Genomic DNA, 19,147 nt, shown 5'->3' on the forward strand with positions numbered 1-19,147 from the left:
GCAGCACGCACCCGGTGCGATCGACGAGCTGATCAGGCGCCTGGCCCGCCTGCCGGGCCTGGGGCCCCGCTCGGCGCGCCGTGCCGCCCTGGCGCTGCTCAAGCGCCAGGACACGCTGCTCGACCCATTGATCCGCACGCTGGAGACCTGCCGGGCCCAGGTCCGCCGCTGCAGCGTGTGCGGCAACCTCGACGCCACCGACCCCTGCGCGATCTGCAGCGATGGCAGCCGCGACCCGGCCAGCCTGTGCGTGGTCGAGGAGGTCGAGGACCTCTGGGCGGTCGAGCGGGCCGGCTTCTTTCGCGGCCGCTACCATGTGCTGGGCGGCCGCCTCTCGGCCCTGGACGGGATCGGCCCGGACGAGCTGCGGGTTGGCGAGATGCTGACGCGGGTGCAGGCCGAAGGCGTGCAGGAGGTGGTGCTGGGCCTGGGGGCCACCGTCGAGGGCCAGACCACTGCGCACTACCTGGCCGAGCGGCTCCAGGGCCTGGGCGTCGCCGTGACCGGATTCGGCCGGGGCGTGCCGGTGGGCGGTGAACTGAACTTCCTGGACGAAGGCACGCTCGCCGCGGCTTATCGCGCCCGCCGCCCCTTCGCCTGAAACCGCCCGCGCTCCAAGCGGACGAAGAAAACGCCGGCAGCTTCACCGCCCGTTAACCGGCTGTGCCGCAAGATGAGCGCGGTGGACTGGCGAGGTGGGTGATGACGGAGCTTGTTCCGGGCGTGCGGATAGCATTTCTTCTGCTGCTCGTCCCGCTGGTGATGGCGGCCCGGGCAGTCGTGCGGGGGCAGCCCCCTGTACGGCAGGAGCCGCAGATTGCTCTCGACGAGGCGGCGCTGCTCGGCCAGTGCGACCCGCGGCTGCGATCGGCCCGCGCTGGCGCTGGCGGCGCGCCACCCGGGTGACGGAGCGAGCGGATGAGCTGCCGGACTGCGAGGCCGGGCCTGCGGCCTCGGTCGGTGGTCGGTTGACCAGGGCTGCACCACTGCCTACCTGACCAGCCGGTCATCCTCTTCTCTGTCCGAAACGGTTCCGCATGGCCTTGCTGCCCATTCTGGAAGTTCCCGATCCACGGCTGCGCCAAAAGGCGGCACCGGTCCGGGACATCGATCCCGAGGTGACGGCCCTGCTCGAGGACATGCTGGAGACGATGTACGCGGCGCCGGGCATCGGACTGGCGGCACCCCAGATCGGCATCAGCCGGCGGATCGTCGTGCTGGACGTGAGCCCCAAGGAGGAGGAGCGCCGGCCGCTCAGGCTGATCAATCCGGAAGTGGTCGAGACCGGCGGCGAGGTGGTGGAGGCGGAGGAAGGCTGCCTCAGCCTGCCCAACCAGTACGCGCCGGTGAAGCGGCCGGAACGGGTGCGCGTTCGCTACCTGGACGAGCAGGGCGAGGAACGGGAGATCGATGCCGACGGGCTGCTGGCACGTTGCCTGCAGCACGAGATCGACCATCTGGACGGGGTGCTGTTCACCGACCATCTGAGCCGGCTCAAGCGCGAGATGCTCCTGAAGAAGCTCGACAAGCAGCGGCGGCAGCGTGCCGGCTGAGCGGGCGGCGGACGTGCCGGCGAGACCTCTGCGCGTGGTGGCGATGGGCTCGACCGGCTTCCTCCTGCCGAGCCTGGAGCGCTTGCTGGCCTCGCCCGGCCACGAGGTGGTGGCGGTCTATACCAGGCCGCCGGCGGCGCGTGGCCGCGGCCAGCGCGAGCGGCGCACCGAGGTGCATGAGCGGGCACTGGAGCTGGGCATCCCGGTGACGACGCCGGCCAGCTTCCGGGAGTCGGGAGCGGTGGAAGGGCTGGCGGCACTGGCCCCGGATGTGGTGGTGACCGCCGCCTATGGCCTGATCCTGCCGCCGGCCGTGCTGGAGGCACCGCGGCTGGGCTGCATCAATCTCCATGCCTCGCTCCTGCCGCGCTGGCGGGGTGCGGCACCGATCGAGCGGGCGATCCTGGCGGGCGACGACGTGACGGGGGTCTGCCTGTTCCGCATGGAGCGGGGCCTCGATACCGGGCCGGTCTATGCGTCCGCGAGCGTGCCGATCGGGCCTACCACTACCGCGCCGGAGCTGCACGATGCGCTGGCCCTGCTGGCAGCCGAGCTCCTGCTGCCGACCCTGGACGGCATCGCCCAAGGCCGCCTCGTGCCCGTCCCGCAGCCGGACGAGGGCGTGACCTATGCGGCCAAGCTGGAACGGGACGAGGGGCGGCTCGACTTTCGCCGCTCCGCCCTGGAGCTCGATCGCCAGGTGCGTGCCCTGGAACCGCGGCCCGGAACCTTCGCCGTCCTGAACGGCGAGCGGATCGCGGTGCGGCAGGCGACGCCTTTGGACCGACCGGCGGACAAAGCGGTTCCGGCGGGCATGGTGGTGGCCGATCCCCTGGTGGTGGCCTGCGGAGAAGGCCTGCTGCGGCTGGACGTGGTGCAGCGGCCGGGCCGCCGGGCACTGCCGGCGCCGGAGCTGCTGCGTGGCTGGCCCGTGCCGGCCGGCACCCGCTTCGATCCGGCCTGATGCCGCGCTACGCCCTGGTCCTGGAATATGACGGCCGGCCGTTCGTCGGCTGGCAGCGCCAGGACAATGGTCCGTCCGTGCAGGCGGCGCTGGCCCTGGCGACCGAGCGGTTCTGCGGCGAAAGCCCCGATCTGGTGGCCGCCGGGCGCACCGATGCCGGGGTCCATGCCAGCGGCCAGGTCGTGCATCTGGACCTGGCGCGCAGCGTGGACCCGGGCAGGATGCGCGATGCCCTGAACCACCACCTGCGCCCGGCACCGATCGCCGTCCTGGAGGCCCGCCGGGTCACCGACGATTTTCATGCCCGGTTCGGCGCCACCGCCCGGGCCTACCGCTACCGGATCCTGACCCGGCGGGCGCCGCCGACCCTGGAGCGCGGCCTGGTCTGGCACCATCCGCACCAGCTGAACGCCGCGCTGATGCACGATGCCGGCCAGCTGCTGGTCGGCCGTCACGACTTCACCAGCTTTCGCGCCACGGCCTGCCAGTCCCGCTCGCCGCTGAAGTCGATCGACCTGCTCCATGTCCGGCGGCAGGGCGAGCATGTCGAGCTGCACATCCGCGCCCGCTCCTTTCTCCATCACCAGGTCCGCAACATCGTGGGCAGCCTGGCACTGGTCGGTGCCGGGCGGCGGCCGCTCGGCTGGATCGCCGAGGTGCTGGCCGCGCGCGACCGCACCGCCGCCGGCCCGACTGCCCCGCCCGACGGGCTCTGCCTCGTGGAGGTCCGCTATCCCGGCTGGAGCAGCACGGCTCAGGACTGAGCGGACCGGCCGCCGGATGTGCGATGATCACACCGGTGCACACTGCCCTACCTGACAGGACGATCGTGATGAGCCACGAGATCTATGCCGGCCTGAGCCAGCTCGGCCAGAACGCCCCGCCGCCGGTCTCGCCCGAGGCAGCGGCGCTGGAAACCGTCGCGAATCCGCACGCCGGAACGCCCTACCTCGTGCGCTTCACCTGCCCGGAATTCACGTCGCTCTGCCCGGTCACCGGCCAGCCGGACTTCGCCCACCTGGTGATCGACTACGTGCCGGACCGGCTGCTGGTCGAGAGCAAGAGCCTGAAGCTCTACCTTCATGCCTTCCGCAACCATCCCGGATTCCACGAGGCCTGCACGGTCGGCATCGGGCGGCGGCTGGTGGAGACGCTGGCACCACTCTGGCTGCGGATCGGCGGCTACTGGTACCCGCGCGGCGGCATCCCGATCGACGTGTTCTTCCAGACGGGGCCGGCACCCGATGGCGTCTGGATTCCCGACCAGGGGGTGCCGAGCTATCGTGGGCGCGGCTGAATCCCTCTGTCGCCTCCCGTCCGGCGCTTGACCTTTACGGCCGAAGCGGCGATGCGGCAGCGGACCCGAGGGATCGGTCCGGCTCAACCGTTGCTGACGGCAGGCATATTGCGTCCGCTTCTGCTGCACATGCATGTTCCCCGCAGTTCTGGCTCCAGCCTGCACGCCTGGTTCGTGGCAGCGCTCGGCACTGCCGGCGTCGCCCAGGCGAGCAGCCCCGACGAGGTGGCGGCGGTCACCAGCGGCGGAGCGGCGCCGGCCGTGGTCAGCGGCCATTACCTGCACGGCGTTCATGCGCGGCTGACCGGCCGGGACCATCGCTATGTCGTGCTGCTGCGCGACCCGGTCGAGCGGGTGCTCTCCCTGTTCCGCTACATCCGGGGCCTGCCGGGCCATTCGCGCCATGCCGACCTGGTGCGGCCGGGCATGACCATCCCGCGCTACTATGCCGAGGGCATTCCCGGCAGCTGGGCGCGCAACGGCATGGTCGGCCAGCTGGCCGGCAGCTATTCCGCCCTGCCACCCGAGGAGCGCCTGGCGCGCGCCACCGAGCATCTGCTGGACGAGCGGACGATCTTTGGCCTTGTCGAGGACCCGCAACCGCTCCTGCGCAGCGCTGCCGAGATCCTGGGCCTGGCCGAGGTGCCGCCCCTGGCCAGGGTCAACCGGTCGGCCCGGATGGAGCCGGGCCAGGCATTCGGCGGCGACGCTGCGGACCTCGCCGCCATCGTCGAGCACAACCGGCTGGACATCGAGCTCTACCGGCGGGCGCAGGTCCATCTGGCCGAGCGCGATCGGTCGGCGGCACCGCCGCCCGTACCGGGCCTCACCGAACGGGTCCTGCGCCGCACCCTCGGCTGGTTCCGCTGAACTCGCCCTGCCCCCTTGTGCAGGGACGAGCCAGGATCACGGACCGGCAGGCAGTTCAGTGGGATGCCTTGGGAACCACACGGCGAACCACCCTGCCCAGGCTCAGCCCCTGCACCACCACGGAGAAGAGGACCACGGCGTAGGTCGCGTCCAGGATGAGCGGGCGCGCGGGACTGTCCGGGAGCGAGAGAGCCAGCGCCACGGAAATGCCGCCGCGGACCGCGCCCCAGGTCAGCACCGGCACGGTGCCCCTGCCGAAGGACTGCCAGTGCTGCAGCACCAGGACCGGCCCGGCCACGGAGATGAACCGCGCGGCCAGCACGAGCGGGATGGCGATCAGGGCGAGCCCGGCGAAGGTCGGGGCGAAATGCACCACCAGCACTTCCAGGCCGATCAGCAGGAACAGGATGGCGTTCAGGATGTCGTCGACCAGGGTCCAGAAGCCGAACACATAGCGCTGGGTGATGTCGCTCATCGCAAAGCGCGGCCCGCGATTGCCGATCAGGACGCCGGCCACGACCACGGCGATCGGACCGCTCATGTGCAGCGCAGTGGCCAGGGCATAGGTCCCGGTCACCAGCGCCAGCGAGATCATGACCTCGATCGCATAGTCGTCGATGCTGCGCATCGCCCGGTAGGCGACATAGCCGGTGGCCAAGCCCAGGAGGGCGCCGCCCCCGGCTTCCACCAGGAGCAGCTCGGCGATCGGGAGGATGCCCACCGTCTCGTCGGGGCCGGTGGCGAACTGCAGCGCGATCGTGAACAGGACCACGCCCACCCCGTCATTGAGCAGCGCCTCGCCCGACATCTCGGTCTCGAGGGCTTCCGGGACGTTCACCGCCTTCAATGTGCTCAAGACGGCGACGGGATCGGTCGGCGCGATCAGCGCGCCGAAGACCAGCGCCCATGCGAAGTCCAGCGGCGTGCCCAGCGCCCGTGCCGCCAGCCAGAGCCCGGCTCCGGCGATCAGCATCGAGATCAGCACGCCGAAGGTCGCCAGCATGCCGACGGGCGCGGCCCGGCTGCGCAGCCGGCCGAGATCGACATGCAGGGCACCGGCGAACAGGAGAAACGCCAGCATGCCGTTCATCACGGCGTCGTAGAAGTCGATCTGGCGGATGGTGGCGGCGACCGCGCCGTACAGGGGCGTGCTCGGAAACAGGAACTCGAGCCCGATCAGCAGGAGCGAGGCGCCGAGCCCCATCACCAGCAGGCCGATATTGACCGGCAGGCGGATGAAGCGGTGATTGAGGTAGGCGAAGGCCGTGGTGATCACCAGCAGCATCGCGACCAGCTCGAACAGCGACAGCACCTGGCTGGCTCCGCAGTGACGGCACTGCGCCTGCCCCAGGACCGGCGCCCTCTGCTAACGCCCGTGTCCGGGCGAAGGCTCCATGGCACCCTGCCCGGCGAGCCACGGCCGCTCCGTCAGAACAGCCGGTCGAGCAGCTGGTCCAGCAGGAGGGAGCTCAGGAAGTCGGCCAGCACGAAGCCGAACGCGACCCCGCCGGTCGTGCGCAGGGCCGAGCGGACCACGAACCAGCCATAGACCATGGTGGTGGCGAACGCGACGAACTGCGGCATGCCCCTTGCGTCCGCCGGCAGCAGCGAGATCAGGAGGATCGCCACCACCAGGAAGCCGCCCTGCAGCACCGAGGCCCAGTTGACCGCAGTGACCAGCGGCACGTAGCGCGCGGTGAGCCCCATCAGCCGGGTCAGCACCAGGGCCAGGAGCGGGAACATGGCGAAGCGGGCGAACAGCGAAACATACTCGCTGGTCCAGTCGATCTCGACCAGCCCGGCCTCGTCGGAACGGCTCAGCACGAACAGCAGCAGGCCGTGCAGCGGCATCAGCCAGAAGACCGCCTGGAAGGAGCGCCAGAACCCGCCTACCGACAGGTCGAGCAGCTCGATCCCCCGGGCATCGCCGCGGGCCAGGATGGAGGCGGCGGCAAAGCCGCGCAGGGCGTCGGCGATCGCCACCGGGTCAGCCGCCGCTCTCTGCCCGGGCGAACCAGCGGTCCAGGATCGCACGGTAGCAGCGGGCGAGCGAATGGACGTCGTCGGTGCGCACCCGCTCGTCGACCTGGTGCATGGTCTGGCCGACCAGCCCCAGCTCGATCACCGGGCAGTAGTTCTTCACGAAGCGCGCGTCCGAGGTGCCGCCGCTGGTGGACGGCTCGGGCCGGACGCCGAACACGGCTTCGGCCGCCTCGGCCACCAGGTCGGTGAACGGGCCGGGGCCGGTCAGGAACGCATCGCCGCTCGAATGGAGCTCCAGCCGGTAGCTGCCGCCGACCGCGTCGCAGTGCCGGCGCAGCCAGGCCTCCAGCCGGTCCCGGTCCTGCAGGTCGTTGTAGCGGATGTTGAAGCGTGCGGTCGCCTCGCCCGGGATGACGTTGCTGGCCGGGTTGCCGATGTCGATCGAGGTGACCTGGAGGTTGGTCGGCTCGAAGAACTCGGTACCCCCGTCGATCGGCTCGGCCAGGATGGCCGAGAGCATCCGCACCAGCCGGTGCGCCGGGTTGTCGGCGCGATGCGGGTAGGCGGTGTGGCCCTGCCGGCCCTCCACCACCAGCACCCCGTTGGCCGAGCCGCGCCGGCCGACCTTCATCATGTCGCCGTTGCGCTGCACCGAGGTCGGCTCGCCGACCAGGCAGGCATCTGGGCGGTGGCCGTGCGCGTCCATCCATTGCAGCAGGGGCTCGGTGCCGTTGACCGCGGGCCCCTCCTCGTCGCCGGTGATCACGAAGGACACCGAGCCCCTGGCCGGCCGGCCGTGCTCGGCGAGATAGCCCGCCACCGCGGCCAGGAAGCAGGCGACCCCGCTCTTCATGTCGGCGGCACCGCGGCCGTAGAGCAGCCCGTCCACCACCTCGCCGCCGAACGGGTCGTGCGTCCAGGCCGAGGGATCGCCCGGCGGCACCACGTCGACATGGCCGGCGAACGCCAGATGCGGCCCGGTGCCGCCCAGCCTTGCGAACAGGTTCTCGACCGGCACCGTGCCTTCCGCCTGGAAGGCGATCCGCTCCACGGCGAAGCCCAGGCCCGCCAGCCGGTCCTGCAGGAGGTCCAGGGAGCTGCCGGCCTCGGGTGTCACCGAGCGGCAGCGGATCAGTTCGGCGGTCAGTGCCACCGGGTCGATGCTGGCCATCAGTCGCGCAGCAGCTCGTTGATCGAGGTCTTGGAGCGGGTCTGCGCGTCCACCCTCTTCACGATCACCGCGCAGTAGAGGCCGGGCCCGGGCGAGCCGTCGGGCAAAGGCTTGCCCGGCATGGTGCCCGGCACCACCACCGAATAGGGCGGCACCCGGCCCTTGAACACCTCGCCGGTGGTCCGGTCGACGATCCGGGTCGAGGCACCCAGATAGACGCCCATGGACAGGACCGAGCCGGTCTCGACCAGCACGCCCTCGGCCACCTCGGAGCGGGCACCGATGAAGCAGTCGTCCTCGATGATCACCGGGCCGGCCTGGAGCGGCTCCAGCACACCGCCGATCCCGGCCCCGCCGGAGATGTGGCAGTTCTTGCCGATCTGGGCGCAGGAGCCGACCGTGGCCCAGGTGTCGATCATGGTGCCGCGGTCGACATAGGCGCCGAGATTGACGAAGGACGGCATCAGCACGACGCCGGGGGCGACATAGGCGGAGCGGCGCACCACCGCGTTCGGCACTGCCCTGAATCCTTGCGCCTCGAACCAGGCGGAATCCTTGCCCTGGAACTTGGAGGGCACCTTGTCCCACCAGCCGGACCCGCCGGGCCCCCCGTCGATGCGGGTCATCGCGTTCAGGCGGAAGGACAGGAGCACCGCCTTCTTCGCCCACTGGTGGACCTGCCACTGCCCGTCGATCTTCTCGGCGACGCGCAGCTTGCCGGAATCCAGCAGGTCCAGGGTCGCCTCGACCGCGTTGCGGTCGGTGCCGGTGGTGTGCGGGCCGATCTCGCCGGCCCGTTCGAACGCATCCTCGACCTGGCGGCGGAGCGCCTCGATATCCATCGTCATTCCCATCCTCGCGAGCGCGGCCGTACACTAGTGGCGGCGGTTGCAGCGTCAATCCAGCCCTTGGCAGGGGCCGGATGCCCGCGGCGGGGCCGATGGTCGAAGGTTCGGAGGGGGCGAGAGCGGTGACGCAAGCGGTGCCGGGGCTGCCGGCGGAACTCGTGGCCGAGCTGCGCGCAGCGCTCGATGACCTAGCACTCCTGACCGAGCCCGAGCACGTGGCCCCCTACCTCACCGATTTCTGGCACCTGTCGACCGGGTCGAGCCCGCTCGTGGCGCGCCCGGCCGATCCCGCCGGGGTGCAGGCGGTGGTGCGGGCCTGTCGCCGGCATCGCGTGCCGATCGTCACGCAGTCCGGCAATACCGGCCTGGTCGGCGGCAACATTCCGGATAGCAGCGGCCGCCAGCTGGTCCTGAACCTGGAGCGGCTGAACCGGATCCGCTCCGTCTCGCCGTCCGGCGACCATCTGGTCGCCGAGGCCGGCTGCGTGCTGGCCGAGGTGCAGGCGGCGGCCGAGCGGATCGACCGGCTGTTCCCGCTCTCGCTGGGGGCCGAGGGCAGCTGCCGGATCGGCGGCAATGTCGCGACCAACGCCGGGGGCATCAACGTGCTCCGCTACGGCATGACCCGGCGCCTGGTCCTGGGCCTGGAGGTGGTGCTGGCCGACGGCACGCTCTGGAACGGCCTGCGGGCATTGCCCAAGGACAATACCGGCTATGACCTGAAGCAGGTCTTCATCGGCTCGGAAGGCACGCTCGGGATCGTGACCGCGGCCACGCTGGCACTCTCGCCCAGGCCGCGGGAACGCCATGATCTCTGGCTGGCGGTGGCCACGCCGGCTGCCGCGGTGGAGCTGCTCCAGCTGTTCCGCAGCCGGCTGGGCGACACGATCTCGGCCTTCGAGCTGATCGCCGATCCCGGGGTGGAGGCGGCCGAGGCAGCGTTCGGCATCCGGCTGGTCGAGGGACGCCATCCCTGGCACGTGCTGGCGACCGTGGCCTGGAGCTTCCCCGACGGGCTGATGGCGCATGTGGAGGCGGTGCTCGAGGCGGCGATGGAGCAGGGCCTGGTGCTGGACGGAACGATCGCCCAGAACGACGCGCAGCGGGCCCAGATGTGGCAGGTGCGCGAGGGCCAGTCCGAGGCCATGACCCGGACGGGCTCGGTCTGGCGCTCCGACGTGGCGGTCGCGACCGACCGGATCCCGGAGCTGATCGAGCGCTGCGAGGCGATCCTGCCGCGGGTACGCCCGGGCATCGTCCTGTTCCCGTTCGGCCACCTGGGTGACGGCAACCTGCACGTCAACGTGCTGGCAAAAGCGCCGGACCGGCTCGGTCCGGAGGACCGGACGAGGCTGCAGGACGCGCTGTTCGACATCGTGGCGGCCATGGACGGCTCGTTCTCGGCCGAGCACGGCATCGGGCGCTGGAAGCGGGGAGCGCTGGACCGGCTGAAGGATCCGGTCGAGCGGCTTCTGATGGCGCGGCTCAAGCGCGCCCTGGACCCGGACGGCATCCTGAACCCCGGCGTCATCACCGATCCGGAGCTTGCGCCATGACCAGGTTCGAGGTGATCGAGGCCGACATCACCACGCTCGACGTGGACGCGATCGTGAACGCGGCGAACGGCCAGCTCCTGCCGGGCGGCGGGGTGTGCGGCGCCATCCACCGGACGGCTGGGCCCGAGCTGGCTGAAGCCTGCACGAGCCTCGCCCCCTGCCCCACCGGTGAGGTCCGCGCCACACCGGGATTCCGTCTGCCGGCACGGTTCGTGATCCATGCGGTGGGCCCGGTCTGGCAGGGCGGGACTGCGGGTGAGGACAGGCAGCTCGCCGCGTGCTATCGCGCCGCCATCGCCGAGGCGGCGCAGCTGGGCGCGGCGTCGATCGCCTTTCCGGCGATCTCGACCGGCATCTACGGCTATCCGCCGGAGCAGGCGGCCCGAGTGGCGGTGACGGCCGTGCGCGAGGCGGCCCATCGCCACCCCGCGGTGGCACGGGTCGTGTTCGCCTGCTTTGGCCAGGACAGTGCCCGGCTGCACCGCGAAGCCCTGGAGGTCCTCCATTGATCCCGTTCCGTGCACCCGTCGAGGCCCAGCTCCTCACCCTCCAGGCGGTGACCGGTGGTACCGGCCCGGCCGGGCTGGACGACGAGCTGGTCGAGCAGATCCTGCGCGAGGGCGGCCGGTTCGCCGAGAACGTGCTGGCCCCCCTCAACCAGACCGGCGACCGGGAGGGTACGAGGCTCGATAATGGCGTGGTGCGCACCGCCAGCGGCTTCGGCGATGCCTGGCGGCAGTTCGGCGAGGCGGGCTGGCTGGGCCTGCCGTTTCCCGAGCAGTTCGGCGGCCAGGGCCTGCCCTGGTCGGTCGCGACCGCGCTGGCCGACAGCTTCAATGCCGCGAACCTCACCTGGTACCTGGCACCTCTGCTCACCCAGGGTGCGATCGAGGCGATCCTGCACCATGCCTCCGACGAGCTGAAGGAGCGCTATCTCCACGACATGGTGAGCGGCCGGGCGAGCGGGGCCATGTGCCTGACCGAGCCGCAGGCCGGCTCCGACCTCGGCACGCTGCGCTCACGTGCCGAGCCTGTGGGCGATGGCAGCTACCGGATCACCGGGCAGAAGATCTTCATCACCTTCGGCGACCACGACTATGTCGATCAGGTGGTGCATCTGGTGCTGGCCCGCCTGCCCGACGCGCCGCCCGGCAGCCGCGGCATCTCCCTGTTCCTGGTGCCGAAGCTCTTGCCGGACGGCAGCCGCAACGACTGGCGGGTCGCCGGGCTGGAGCACAAGCTGGGCATCCACGGCTCGCCCACCTGCGTGATCGCCTATGGCGATGGCGGCGGTGCCATAGGCTGGATGGTCGGCCCGCCCAATGGCGGCCTGCGCTGCATGTTCACCATGATGAACAATGCCCGGCTCAATGTCGGTGTGGAGGGGCTGGGCGTCATGGAGATGGCGACCCAGGCGGCAGTGGCTTATGCGGCCGAGCGCCGCCAGGGCCGGCGCGGCGGCGAGACCGTCACGATCGACCAGCACCCGGACGTCGCCCTGACGCTTGCCCGGATGCAGGCGACCACCGCGGCCGCGCGGGGCATCTGCTACCTCACCGCTTCGGCCCTGGATCAGGGGGACGCAGCGCTGGCCGGCCTGCTGACACCGGTCGCCAAGGCCTGGTGCACCGACCGGGCGGTGGAGCTGGCCTCCGATGCGATCCAGGTCCATGGCGGCATGGGCTTCATCGAGGAGACCGGGGTCGCCCAGCTCTATCGCGACGCCCGGATCCTGCCGATCTACGAGGGCACCAACGGCATCCAGGCCCAGGATCTGGTGGCCCGCAAGCTGCCCATGGAAGACGGGCAGGTGGCGGAGCGCCTGTTCGCGCGGATCGAGGCCCGGCTGGCGGAGCTGCCGGACGGTGCGGAACTGGCGCCGGCCCTGGCCACGGCACGGGCCGCCACGGCCCATCTTCTCCAGGCTTCCGCGGACGACCAGGCGGCCGGCGCCACCGCTTACCTGCGGCTGCTGGGTGATCTGGTGGGCGGCTGGCTGCTCGGCGAATGCGCCGCCCGCTCGGCCGACCATCGACGTCTTGCCGGCTACTGGGTGCGGCGGGTCCTGCCCCATGGCCCGGCCCTGTGCGCGGCGGTGGAGGCAGGCGCTCGCGACATCGCGTGACCGTCGCGGTTGCCAGTGCGCCCGGCTCACCCCGGGCGCCGGCTGACCGGATCGTCGGCAATGATCCGCTGTTCTTGCCGCAGGCGCTCAGTCCAGGCGGTGCCGCGTCTCGTAGCTCTGCTGCAGCTTTCCGTCCGCCCAGACGTAGCGCAGCCAGCAGGTCTGGTCCGCCGGCAGGTCGGGGCACTGCTCGTCGCTGACCCAGACCGACGCTTCCAGCCCGTCGGCCTGCTGCGCCAGGCTCGGCGCCCCGCCCGTCGTGGTGACCGGACGGAATCCGGCGGACGACAGGGCCAGGTCGATCCGGCAGCCGGCATTGGCGCAGAAGGCCGTGGCGGCCCCCTCGCATTCCAGCGCTGCCGTGTCGAGCAGGTAGTCGAGGCTGCCGTCACGGTCGAGGTCGCCCGCCAGCACGGACGGGCGGTCGTCCGGGTCGAACCGGCCACCCAGGCTCCGACACTGCCCCGCATAGTCGATCGCCGCCACGGGCGTGGGCAGTTCCCCCGGTGCCGCCTCCGTGCTGGCGACGGCGGCGATTCCCTGGCGCAGCTGGTCCTTCAGCGTGGCGATGCGCGTGCGGTACGCCTTGTCCAGGCAGCCTTGGTCGTCGCCGCAGGCGGCGCGCTCTTTCAGGAACGCTTCCGCCTCGTCCTGGCGGGCACCGCTGGCTCCCATCAGCAGCGGCAGCTCGCGATAGGCGAACCACAGGCCGCCCATCTCGCTGTCCAGGGCGGAAAGACCGGGATCCGCGCAGACCGCCCGCTCGTCGGCCTGTGCCGCACGGGCGCAGTCGAAGCTGGCCGCCTGCCCCGTCGGTGCCAGCAGCAGCCCGGCCATCAGCAGCGGCCCCGCCCAGAGAACTGCGCGCCCGGTCATCGTTCCATCCCTCCTCGTCCAGCGGCCAATGGAACACACGCGGCAAAATCCGCGCAGGTCAATGGCGGCCGCGTCGCATGGCGCCAGGTCGAGGCCAGCCCGGTCCCGCCGGCCGACAGTCGGCGCCGGTTTCCCCCTCAGCTGGCGCGGGGATGCAGGTGCACCCTCACCTCCGCGGGCCCGGTCGGACGGTGCAGCAGGGCACGGTAGAACGCATCGCGGCTGGGCAGCACCTCCACCTGCCGCTCGCTGCCGTCTGGTGCGATGACGCGCAGGCGCATGGGTCTCGGACCGGGTGCGGCAGACGGCATCTGGCGCAGGAACAGGAGCGGCAGGAACAGGCAGGGCCAGCCGGCCAGCGTGACCAGCCGGCCGAGTTCGGGAAGGAGCAGGAGCAGGTCGGGCATCAGTGCCTCCAGAGGCTCGCCCGATTCCTGCCACGTCCCCGGTAAAGGAAAGATTAAGGCCGTTCAGTCCCGCCGGGTCACCCGGCGGTGGCGGCGGTCCAGATGGCGCTCGACCTCGGCAAGGTCGATGCCCTGGCCGGCCAGGCGCACCAGCGTGAAATAGATCACGTCGGCAGCCTCGTGGACGATGTGATCGTGCTCGCTCGCCTCGATCAGCTCCTCGCATTCCTCGCGCAACTTGGCCGCGAGCATGGCGGGGTCCTCGAACAGGCGCGCGGTGTAGCTGCCGGGCGGCGGGTTCGCGCGCCGGTCCTGCAGGAGGCGCGAGAGCGCGCCCAGCCCGCCATCGGCCCCGAAGCAGGTCCGGCAGCCGAGATGGCAGAAGCCTGGGCCGTGCTGGCGGACGGTGAAGCGCAGCGCGTCGCGGTCGCAGTCCGGCGTGATCGCCAGCAGTTCCTGGACGTCGCCCGAGCTCTCGCCCTTGCGCCAGAGTGCTCCGCGGGAGCGCGACCAGTAGATGCCGCGCCGCTCGGCCACCGCGTGGCGGATCGATTCCCTGGATGAGTAGACCAGGCCCAGCGCCACGCCGCGCTCGTCCGCGACCACGGTCGGGATCAGGCCGTCCTGGCGGTCGGAGACCAGCGGGGCGGCGATCGCGTCCCCCAGGTCCATGCGCCCGGAATAGAGGGCCATGCCGACCTGGGCATCGGCACCGATCCGGTCGAGCTCGGCCAGTTCCTCGGTCGTGGTGACCCCGCCGGCGATCGTCACCTTGGCGGGTGCCGCGGCCGCGACGATCGCACGTGCGAACTCGAGGTCGGTGCCCTCCATCCGGCCCTCGCGCTCGACGAAGGTCACGAGGAAACCGCCGACATATTCCTTCAGCTGGGCGATCCGGTCGATGACGTTGGCACCGGTGGCCTTGGTCCAGCCCTCCACCACCACCTCGCCGTGCCGCGCGTCCAGGGCCGCGATCAGCCGGTCCTTGGGCAGCTGGCCGAGCAGCTCGGGCGTGGCCGCGGTGCCGAGGATGATCTTGGCAGCCCCCTTGTTCAGCCAGTGCAGCGCACGCTCGACCGAGCGGATGCCGCCACCCACCCGGACGTTGCCCATGGTGATCAGCCGCTCGATCACGGCATCGTTGTCGCCCTTGGACAGGGCCCGGTCGAGGTCGATCACCGCGACGTCGCCGGCCAGGCGGAAGCGCTCCATGATCGGCGCGGGATCACCCGCGTCGATCGCCTGCTGCTCGCCGCCGATCAGCTGGACGGCATGGCCGCCCTGGAGGTCGATCGAGGGAACGATCATTGCCGCACCACCACGCCCTTGCCGGCCAGATAGGTCTTCACGTCGCCCACGGTCGTGTCGCCGTCATGGAAGATCGAGGCGGCCAGCACCGCGTCCGCACCGGCCTCGAAGGCTTCGGCGATATGCTCGGCCGAGTTCGCCCCGCCGCTCGCGATCACCGGGACATGGACAGCACTCGCCACGGCACCGGTCAGCGCCAGGTCGTAGCCCGAACGGGTGCCGTCCCGGTCCCAGGAGGTGAGCAGGATCTCGCCGGCCCCCAGCTCCTGGGCCTCCTTCGCCCAGGCGAGCGCGTCCTTGGCCGTACCCTGCCGCCCGCCCTTGACCAGCACCTCGAAGCCCTCGCCAGCCTGCCGCGCGTCGATCGCCAGCACGCAGCACTGGGCGCCGAAGCGCTCCGAGATCTCGCGGATCAGGCCCGGCCGCTCCACCGCGGCGGTGTTGACGCTGACCTTGTCGGCCCCCGCCTCCAGCAATGCCGCCGCATCCTCCGCAGTGCGCACGCCGCCGCCGATGGTGAGCGGGATGGACAGGACGGCGCGCACCCGGCGCACGGTCTCGTGCTGGTGGCCGCGCCCCTCCGGGGTGGCCGCCACGTCCAGGATCACGATCTCGTCGGCGCCCTGCGCCTCGTAGAGGGCCGCGCGCTCCGCCGGATCGCCGGCATCGCGCAGCCCCTGGAAGCGGACACCCTTCACGACCCGGCCGTCCGCCACGTCGAGGCAGGGGATGATGCGCTTGGTGAGCATGCTCAGCGCTCCAGGAAGCGGGCCAGGAGCTCCTGGCCATAGGTGCCGGACAGTTCGGGATGGAACTGGCAGGACAGGAGGTTACCCGTTTCCAGCCCGGCCACGAACAGCCCGTCATGCTCGGCCAGCGCCACGCTGCAGCCAGGGGCCGCGAGTGCCCGGTAGCTGTTGGCGAAATAGGCGTAGCCGTCCTGGAGCAGGGTGCAGTCCGGCTGTGCCTCGATCCGGTTCCAGCCGAACTGCGGAACCCGCACCTCGTCCGAGAACCGGCCGACATGGGCGTCGATCACGGCCAGACCGCGGATGCCCGGGCTTTCCTCCGAGCTCTTGAACAGGAGCTGGTGGCCGACGCAGATGCAGACCGTCGGCCGGTCCGCCTCGATCCGGCGCCGCAGGGCCCGGTCCAGCCCCTTCTCGGTAAGCGCCCGCATCGCCGGGCCGAACGCGCCCACGCCCGGCAGCATGACGTGACTGGCCGTCTCCACCATGACCGGATCGTCGGCCAGCACCGGCTCAGCGCCCAGACGGCGCCAGGCAGCGCGCACCGAGGCGATGTTGGCGACGCCGGTCGGGACGATCACGACCTGCCGGGTCATAGGCTGCCCTTCGTGCTCGGAATCTCGGCGCTGCCGGTCCGGGCGACCGCACGGCGCAGGGCGATCGCCAGCGCCTTGAACGCGGCCTCCGCCTTGTGATGGTCGTTGTCGCCGTGCAGCACGTCGACATGCAGCGCCATCCGGCCGGTCATCGCCAGCGACTGGAAGAAATGGGTCAGGTTCTCGGTGGCGACGTCGCCGATCACCTCGCGCACGAACGGGATGTCGACCCGGGCGAACGGCCGTCCGGACAGGTCGACCACCACGCGGGCCAGCGCCTCGTCGAGCGGCGCATAGGCATGGGCGAAGCGCTCGATGCCGCGCCGATCGCTCAAGGCCTGATCAATCGCCGATCCCAGGGCCAAGCCTGTGTCCTCCACCGTGTGGTGGTCGTCCACATCGAGGTCGCCCGTCACCTGCAGGTCCAGGTCGAGGCGGCCGTGCCTGGCGAGGGCCGTCAGCATGTGGTCGAGAAAGCCGATCCCGGTCTGCAGCGCGACCTGGCCGGACCCGTCCAGGTTCAGGGTCAGCCGGATCTCGGTCTCGCTGGTGGCACGCTCGACGGTGACGATGCGTGGCTCGGTCAAGGCTTGGCTCCGTGCTCGGTCGCAACGACCGGTAGATGGGTGCTCACGGCACGATCTGCGCGATGTCGAACACCACGATGTCCGTGCCGCCCGCCGCCTTGATCTGCGCGATGAGCGTGGGCAGCCCGTCGCGCGGCACCGCCGCTTTCACCGCGAAGCCGGTGCCGGCATGGAGCGGCGATACGGTCGGGTAGCGCATGCTGGGCAGGATGCCGACCAGCGTTTCCAGCGCTTCCGGCGGAACGTTGATCTCGACCATCACCCGCTTGCGCGCATCCAGCACCGAGCGGACCAGCAGCACCAGATGCTCGATCACCTCGCGCTTGGCCGGGTCGTCCAGGCTCTTCGGATGGGCATACATCCGGGTCGAGCTGCGCAGGAGCTCGGCGAAGATGGTGAGGCCGTTGGCCTTGAGCGTTGCGCCGGTCGAGGTGTTGTCGACGATGCAGTCGGCATCCTCGGGCGGGAACACCTCGGTGGCGCCATAGGTACGCACCACCCGGCCTTCCAGGCCTTCACGCTCCAGCCAGCGGCGGGTCAGCCGCTCGTATTCGGTCGCGACCAGGAAGGGTCCCGGCCGCGGCCGGCCGTCCTCGAGGAAGGACGGCTCGCAGGCGCCCACGATCCGGACCTGATCCAGGCCGGTGTCGAGCAGCTCGACCAGCTCGACCTCCTTTTCCGCCACCCAGTCCGCCCCGGCGAAGCCGACGTCGCGGGAGCCGACATGGAGCATCTCGACGATGTTCTGCGGCTTGAGCAGCTTGGTCTCGAAGCCCGGCAGCGACAGGGTCGGCCGGTAGCCGCGCCGGTCGAAGTTCAGCCGAATGCCGGCGTCGCCCAGGAGCTTGAGGACATTGTCCTGCATCCGCCCCTTGGGCAGGGCCAGGTGGACGACGGCAGCGCTGGCGGCGGGTTGGGCGGTCTGGTCGGACAAGATGGGCGATCCGGAAAATGCCTGGGCCCGCATCATGGCGAGCGCGCACGGCTATAGACGCTTAGCCCCTGCCTGCGCAAACACCGGGGCAAGGCAGACGTGCTTTGGACGAGGAAACGAGATGGCGAATCCCCGACTTGGGCGAGTGACCGCCCTGGCCGCAGCCTTGGCGGTGCTGGCCGGCTGTGCCCGGATGCCCGAGTTCGCAGGGTTCGACGAGCAGCCGCCGGAGGAAGCCGTCGAGCTGCCCACGCCCGGCGACAACCCGGCTGCGGCCGCCTGCGTGCTGATCGACACCGACATGGCCCTGGACGATGTCCGGGCGATCGCGGCGATGCTGCCGACCGGCAAGGTCCGGGCGATTGTCACGACCGGCGGGGTCAGCCGCCCGGAGAACGGCGGCAGCGCCGCCGCGGTGCTGACGGCACTCAGCCGCAGGGACGACGTGCGCGTCCTGGTGGGCAAGCCCTCGCCGGCCCCGACCAGTCCCGACTGGCTCCCGGCGTCCCGACAGAGTGCCGAGCGGCTGGGCTACTTCCTCGCCACCACCGTGCCACTGGGCCCGCCCGAGACCTTCCTCGCCGAGGAGGTGCGCCAGGCGATGCGTGGCTGCCAGACGATCGACGTGCTGATGCTCGCACCCTGGAGCTCGTTCACCACCTATCGGCCACAGCTCGGCACAAGGCTGCGCCGGATCATCGTCCAGGGGGTGCCGCCCACCCAGGCCGGCTCGCTCGGCTTCAGCTGCGGCTATGACCGCGCTGCCTGCCAGTCGGTACTTCAGGGCGGCCTGTTCGAGATCATGACCTGGGTCGCCCTGCCGGAGAACGCCGACGACAGCTTCGTGCCACGGCCGGACATGTTCAACGGGCTGGCCGCCACCGGCCTGCCCGGTGCGGTCAAGGCGATGATGCAGATCAACCCCTCGGCGGTGAACGAGGGCTATGTCTGGGACGACAGCGCGGCACTCTACTGGCTCTATCCCGACCTGTTCGGTCAGCGCGGCGGCCATGTCGAGCCGGTCGTCCCGGCCGCGACCCTGAAGCAGCACTGGCGCTACGCGGTGAACGAGGCGATCGAGCGGCAGTACTGACGCCGGCGTCCCGCCCGTACGGCCGGATGAGGGACGGCAGGCAGATTCATGCCGACCGTGAGACCGGAGGAGATGAAGGACGGTGTGGCCGCCACCTCCGGCCCTTCAGGCGGGTCCGCTCCTGCCGGCTGTGACTGCTTGGCGCTAGTCCCTCACCTCTGCTCCGACGGCGCCGGGGGGGAACCATGCCACCCACGGTATAATCCTGAAGGTTTGCAGCCATTCTGCCC

At 71.0% G+C, this 19,147-nt stretch carries 22 protein-coding genes; 11 read left to right on the forward strand and 11 right to left on the reverse strand.

Translation table 11 applies throughout. The features are described from left to right. The first annotated feature begins 19 nt into the window (after window positions 1–19). The 7 genes from recR to VNS22_RS06765 all read left to right on the forward strand — a co-directional run bounded on the left by recR (window position 20) and on the right by VNS22_RS06765 (window position 4,684). Window positions 20–601, forward strand: a complete 582-nt coding sequence (gene recR / locus VNS22_RS06735) for a recombination mediator RecR (RefSeq protein ID WP_325730908.1) — start codon at window positions 20–22, stop codon at window positions 599–601. A gap of 101 nt (window positions 602–702) precedes the next feature. Continuing rightward, window positions 703–906, forward strand: a complete 204-nt coding sequence (locus VNS22_RS06740) for a hypothetical protein (RefSeq protein ID WP_325730865.1) — start codon at window positions 703–705, stop codon at window positions 904–906. A 131-nt stretch (window positions 907–1,037) separates the two neighbouring features. After that, window positions 1,038–1,553, forward strand: a complete 516-nt coding sequence (gene def, locus VNS22_RS06745) for a peptide deformylase (protein WP_325730867.1) — start codon at window positions 1,038–1,040, stop codon at window positions 1,551–1,553. A gap of 13 nt (window positions 1,554–1,566) precedes the next feature. Further along, the gene (gene fmt / locus VNS22_RS06750; RefSeq protein ID WP_325730869.1) at window positions 1,567–2,517 is read left to right on the forward strand and encodes a methionyl-tRNA formyltransferase; all 951 of its coding nucleotides are present in this window, start codon (window positions 1,567–1,569) and stop codon (window positions 2,515–2,517) included. Next, complete coding sequence (gene truA, locus VNS22_RS06755; RefSeq protein WP_325730871.1) at window positions 2,517–3,281, forward strand: tRNA pseudouridine(38-40) synthase TruA; 765 nt, start codon at window positions 2,517–2,519, stop codon at window positions 3,279–3,281. The genes fmt and truA overlap by 1 nt, the downstream gene beginning before the upstream one ends. 68 nt (window positions 3,282–3,349) lie before the next feature. Then, the gene (queF, locus tag VNS22_RS06760; protein WP_325730873.1) at window positions 3,350–3,814 is read left to right on the forward strand and encodes a preQ(1) synthase; all 465 of its coding nucleotides are present in this window, start codon (window positions 3,350–3,352) and stop codon (window positions 3,812–3,814) included. Between the two features lie 108 nt (window positions 3,815–3,922). Further along, complete coding sequence (locus tag VNS22_RS06765) at window positions 3,923–4,684, forward strand: hypothetical protein (RefSeq protein WP_325730875.1); 762 nt, start codon at window positions 3,923–3,925, stop codon at window positions 4,682–4,684. A gap of 55 nt (window positions 4,685–4,739) precedes the next feature. On the opposite strand, the gene VNS22_RS06770 is transcribed toward VNS22_RS06765, so the two are convergent. The 4 genes from VNS22_RS06770 to dapD all read right to left on the reverse strand — a co-directional run bounded on the left by VNS22_RS06770 (window position 4,740) and on the right by dapD (window position 8,680). Next, entirely contained in the window at window positions 4,740–5,993 is a 1,254-nt protein-coding gene (locus tag VNS22_RS06770; RefSeq protein WP_349261726.1) for a sodium:proton antiporter, read from the reverse strand. Between the two features lie 119 nt (window positions 5,994–6,112). After that, window positions 6,113–6,667 carry a hypothetical protein gene (locus VNS22_RS06775; RefSeq protein ID WP_325730879.1) on the reverse strand — a complete coding sequence of 185 codons (555 nt, stop codon included), beginning with the start codon at window positions 6,665–6,667 and terminating at the stop codon, window positions 6,113–6,115. 4 nt (window positions 6,668–6,671) lie between these two features. Beyond that, window positions 6,672–7,838 (reverse strand): succinyl-diaminopimelate desuccinylase, encoded by a 1,167-nt coding sequence (gene dapE, locus VNS22_RS06780; protein WP_325730880.1) that lies wholly within the window; start codon window positions 7,836–7,838, stop codon window positions 6,672–6,674. Further along, complete coding sequence (gene dapD, locus VNS22_RS06785) at window positions 7,838–8,680, reverse strand: 2,3,4,5-tetrahydropyridine-2,6-dicarboxylate N-succinyltransferase (RefSeq protein ID WP_349261727.1); 843 nt, start codon at window positions 8,678–8,680, stop codon at window positions 7,838–7,840. Before dapD ends, dapE begins: the two co-directional genes overlap by 1 nt. A 98-nt stretch (window positions 8,681–8,778) precedes the next feature. On the opposite strand from dapD, the gene VNS22_RS06790 reads away from it, so the two are divergent. From VNS22_RS06790 to VNS22_RS06800, 3 genes are read left to right on the forward strand one after another with little or no spacing between them, the layout of a single operon-like run. Next, window positions 8,779–10,242 carry an FAD-binding oxidoreductase gene (locus VNS22_RS06790; protein WP_325730884.1) on the forward strand — a complete coding sequence of 488 codons (1,464 nt, stop codon included), beginning with the start codon at window positions 8,779–8,781 and terminating at the stop codon, window positions 10,240–10,242. Continuing rightward, on the forward strand, window positions 10,239–10,751 hold the full coding sequence (locus tag VNS22_RS06795) for an O-acetyl-ADP-ribose deacetylase (protein WP_325730886.1): 513 nt from the start codon (window positions 10,239–10,241) through the stop codon (window positions 10,749–10,751). The genes VNS22_RS06790 and VNS22_RS06795 overlap by 4 nt, the downstream gene beginning before the upstream one ends. Next, window positions 10,751–12,367, forward strand: a complete 1,617-nt coding sequence (locus VNS22_RS06800; protein WP_414653331.1) for an acyl-CoA dehydrogenase — start codon at window positions 10,751–10,753, stop codon at window positions 12,365–12,367. The genes VNS22_RS06795 and VNS22_RS06800 overlap by 1 nt, the downstream gene beginning before the upstream one ends. Window positions 12,368–12,454: 87 nt before the next feature. Here VNS22_RS06800 and VNS22_RS06805 read toward each other — a convergent pair whose 3' ends face one another. From VNS22_RS06805 to hisG, 7 genes are all read right to left on the reverse strand, one after another. Then, window positions 12,455–13,243 carry a hypothetical protein gene (locus VNS22_RS06805; RefSeq protein ID WP_325730890.1) on the reverse strand — a complete coding sequence of 263 codons (789 nt, stop codon included), beginning with the start codon at window positions 13,241–13,243 and terminating at the stop codon, window positions 12,455–12,457. A gap of 137 nt (window positions 13,244–13,380) precedes the next feature. Beyond that, window positions 13,381–13,650, reverse strand: coding sequence for a hypothetical protein (locus VNS22_RS06810; protein WP_325730892.1), 270 nt, complete (start codon window positions 13,648–13,650; stop codon window positions 13,381–13,383). 63 nt (window positions 13,651–13,713) lie between these two features. After that, window positions 13,714–14,958, reverse strand: a complete 1,245-nt coding sequence (gene hisE / locus VNS22_RS06815) for a phosphoribosyl-ATP diphosphatase (RefSeq protein WP_325730894.1) — start codon at window positions 14,956–14,958, stop codon at window positions 13,714–13,716. Next, a complete protein-coding gene (hisF, locus tag VNS22_RS06820; RefSeq protein WP_325730896.1) occupies window positions 14,955–15,707 on the reverse strand; it encodes an imidazole glycerol phosphate synthase subunit HisF in 753 nt (250 codons plus the stop codon). Before hisF ends, hisE begins: the two co-directional genes overlap by 4 nt. 2 nt (window positions 15,708–15,709) lie before the next feature. Beyond that, window positions 15,710–16,303 (reverse strand): imidazole glycerol phosphate synthase subunit HisH, encoded by a 594-nt coding sequence (hisH, locus tag VNS22_RS06825; RefSeq protein ID WP_325730898.1) that lies wholly within the window; start codon window positions 16,301–16,303, stop codon window positions 15,710–15,712. Continuing rightward, the gene (hisB, locus tag VNS22_RS06830; RefSeq protein ID WP_325730900.1) at window positions 16,300–16,890 is read right to left on the reverse strand and encodes an imidazoleglycerol-phosphate dehydratase HisB; all 591 of its coding nucleotides are present in this window, start codon (window positions 16,888–16,890) and stop codon (window positions 16,300–16,302) included. Before hisB ends, hisH begins: the two co-directional genes overlap by 4 nt. Before the next feature lie 43 nt (window positions 16,891–16,933). Further along, complete coding sequence (hisG, locus tag VNS22_RS06835; protein ID WP_325730902.1) at window positions 16,934–17,824, reverse strand: ATP phosphoribosyltransferase; 891 nt, start codon at window positions 17,822–17,824, stop codon at window positions 16,934–16,936. Window positions 17,825–17,945: 121 nt separating this feature from the next. On the opposite strand from hisG, the gene VNS22_RS06840 reads away from it, so the two are divergent. Beyond that, on the forward strand, window positions 17,946–18,917 hold the full coding sequence (locus VNS22_RS06840; protein WP_325730904.1) for a hypothetical protein: 972 nt from the start codon (window positions 17,946–17,948) through the stop codon (window positions 18,915–18,917). Window positions 18,918–19,147: the final 230 nt, after the last annotated feature.

The organism is Geminicoccus sp., assembly GCF_035556675.1.
Taxonomy (GTDB): domain Bacteria; phylum Pseudomonadota; class Alphaproteobacteria; order Geminicoccales; family Geminicoccaceae; genus Geminicoccus.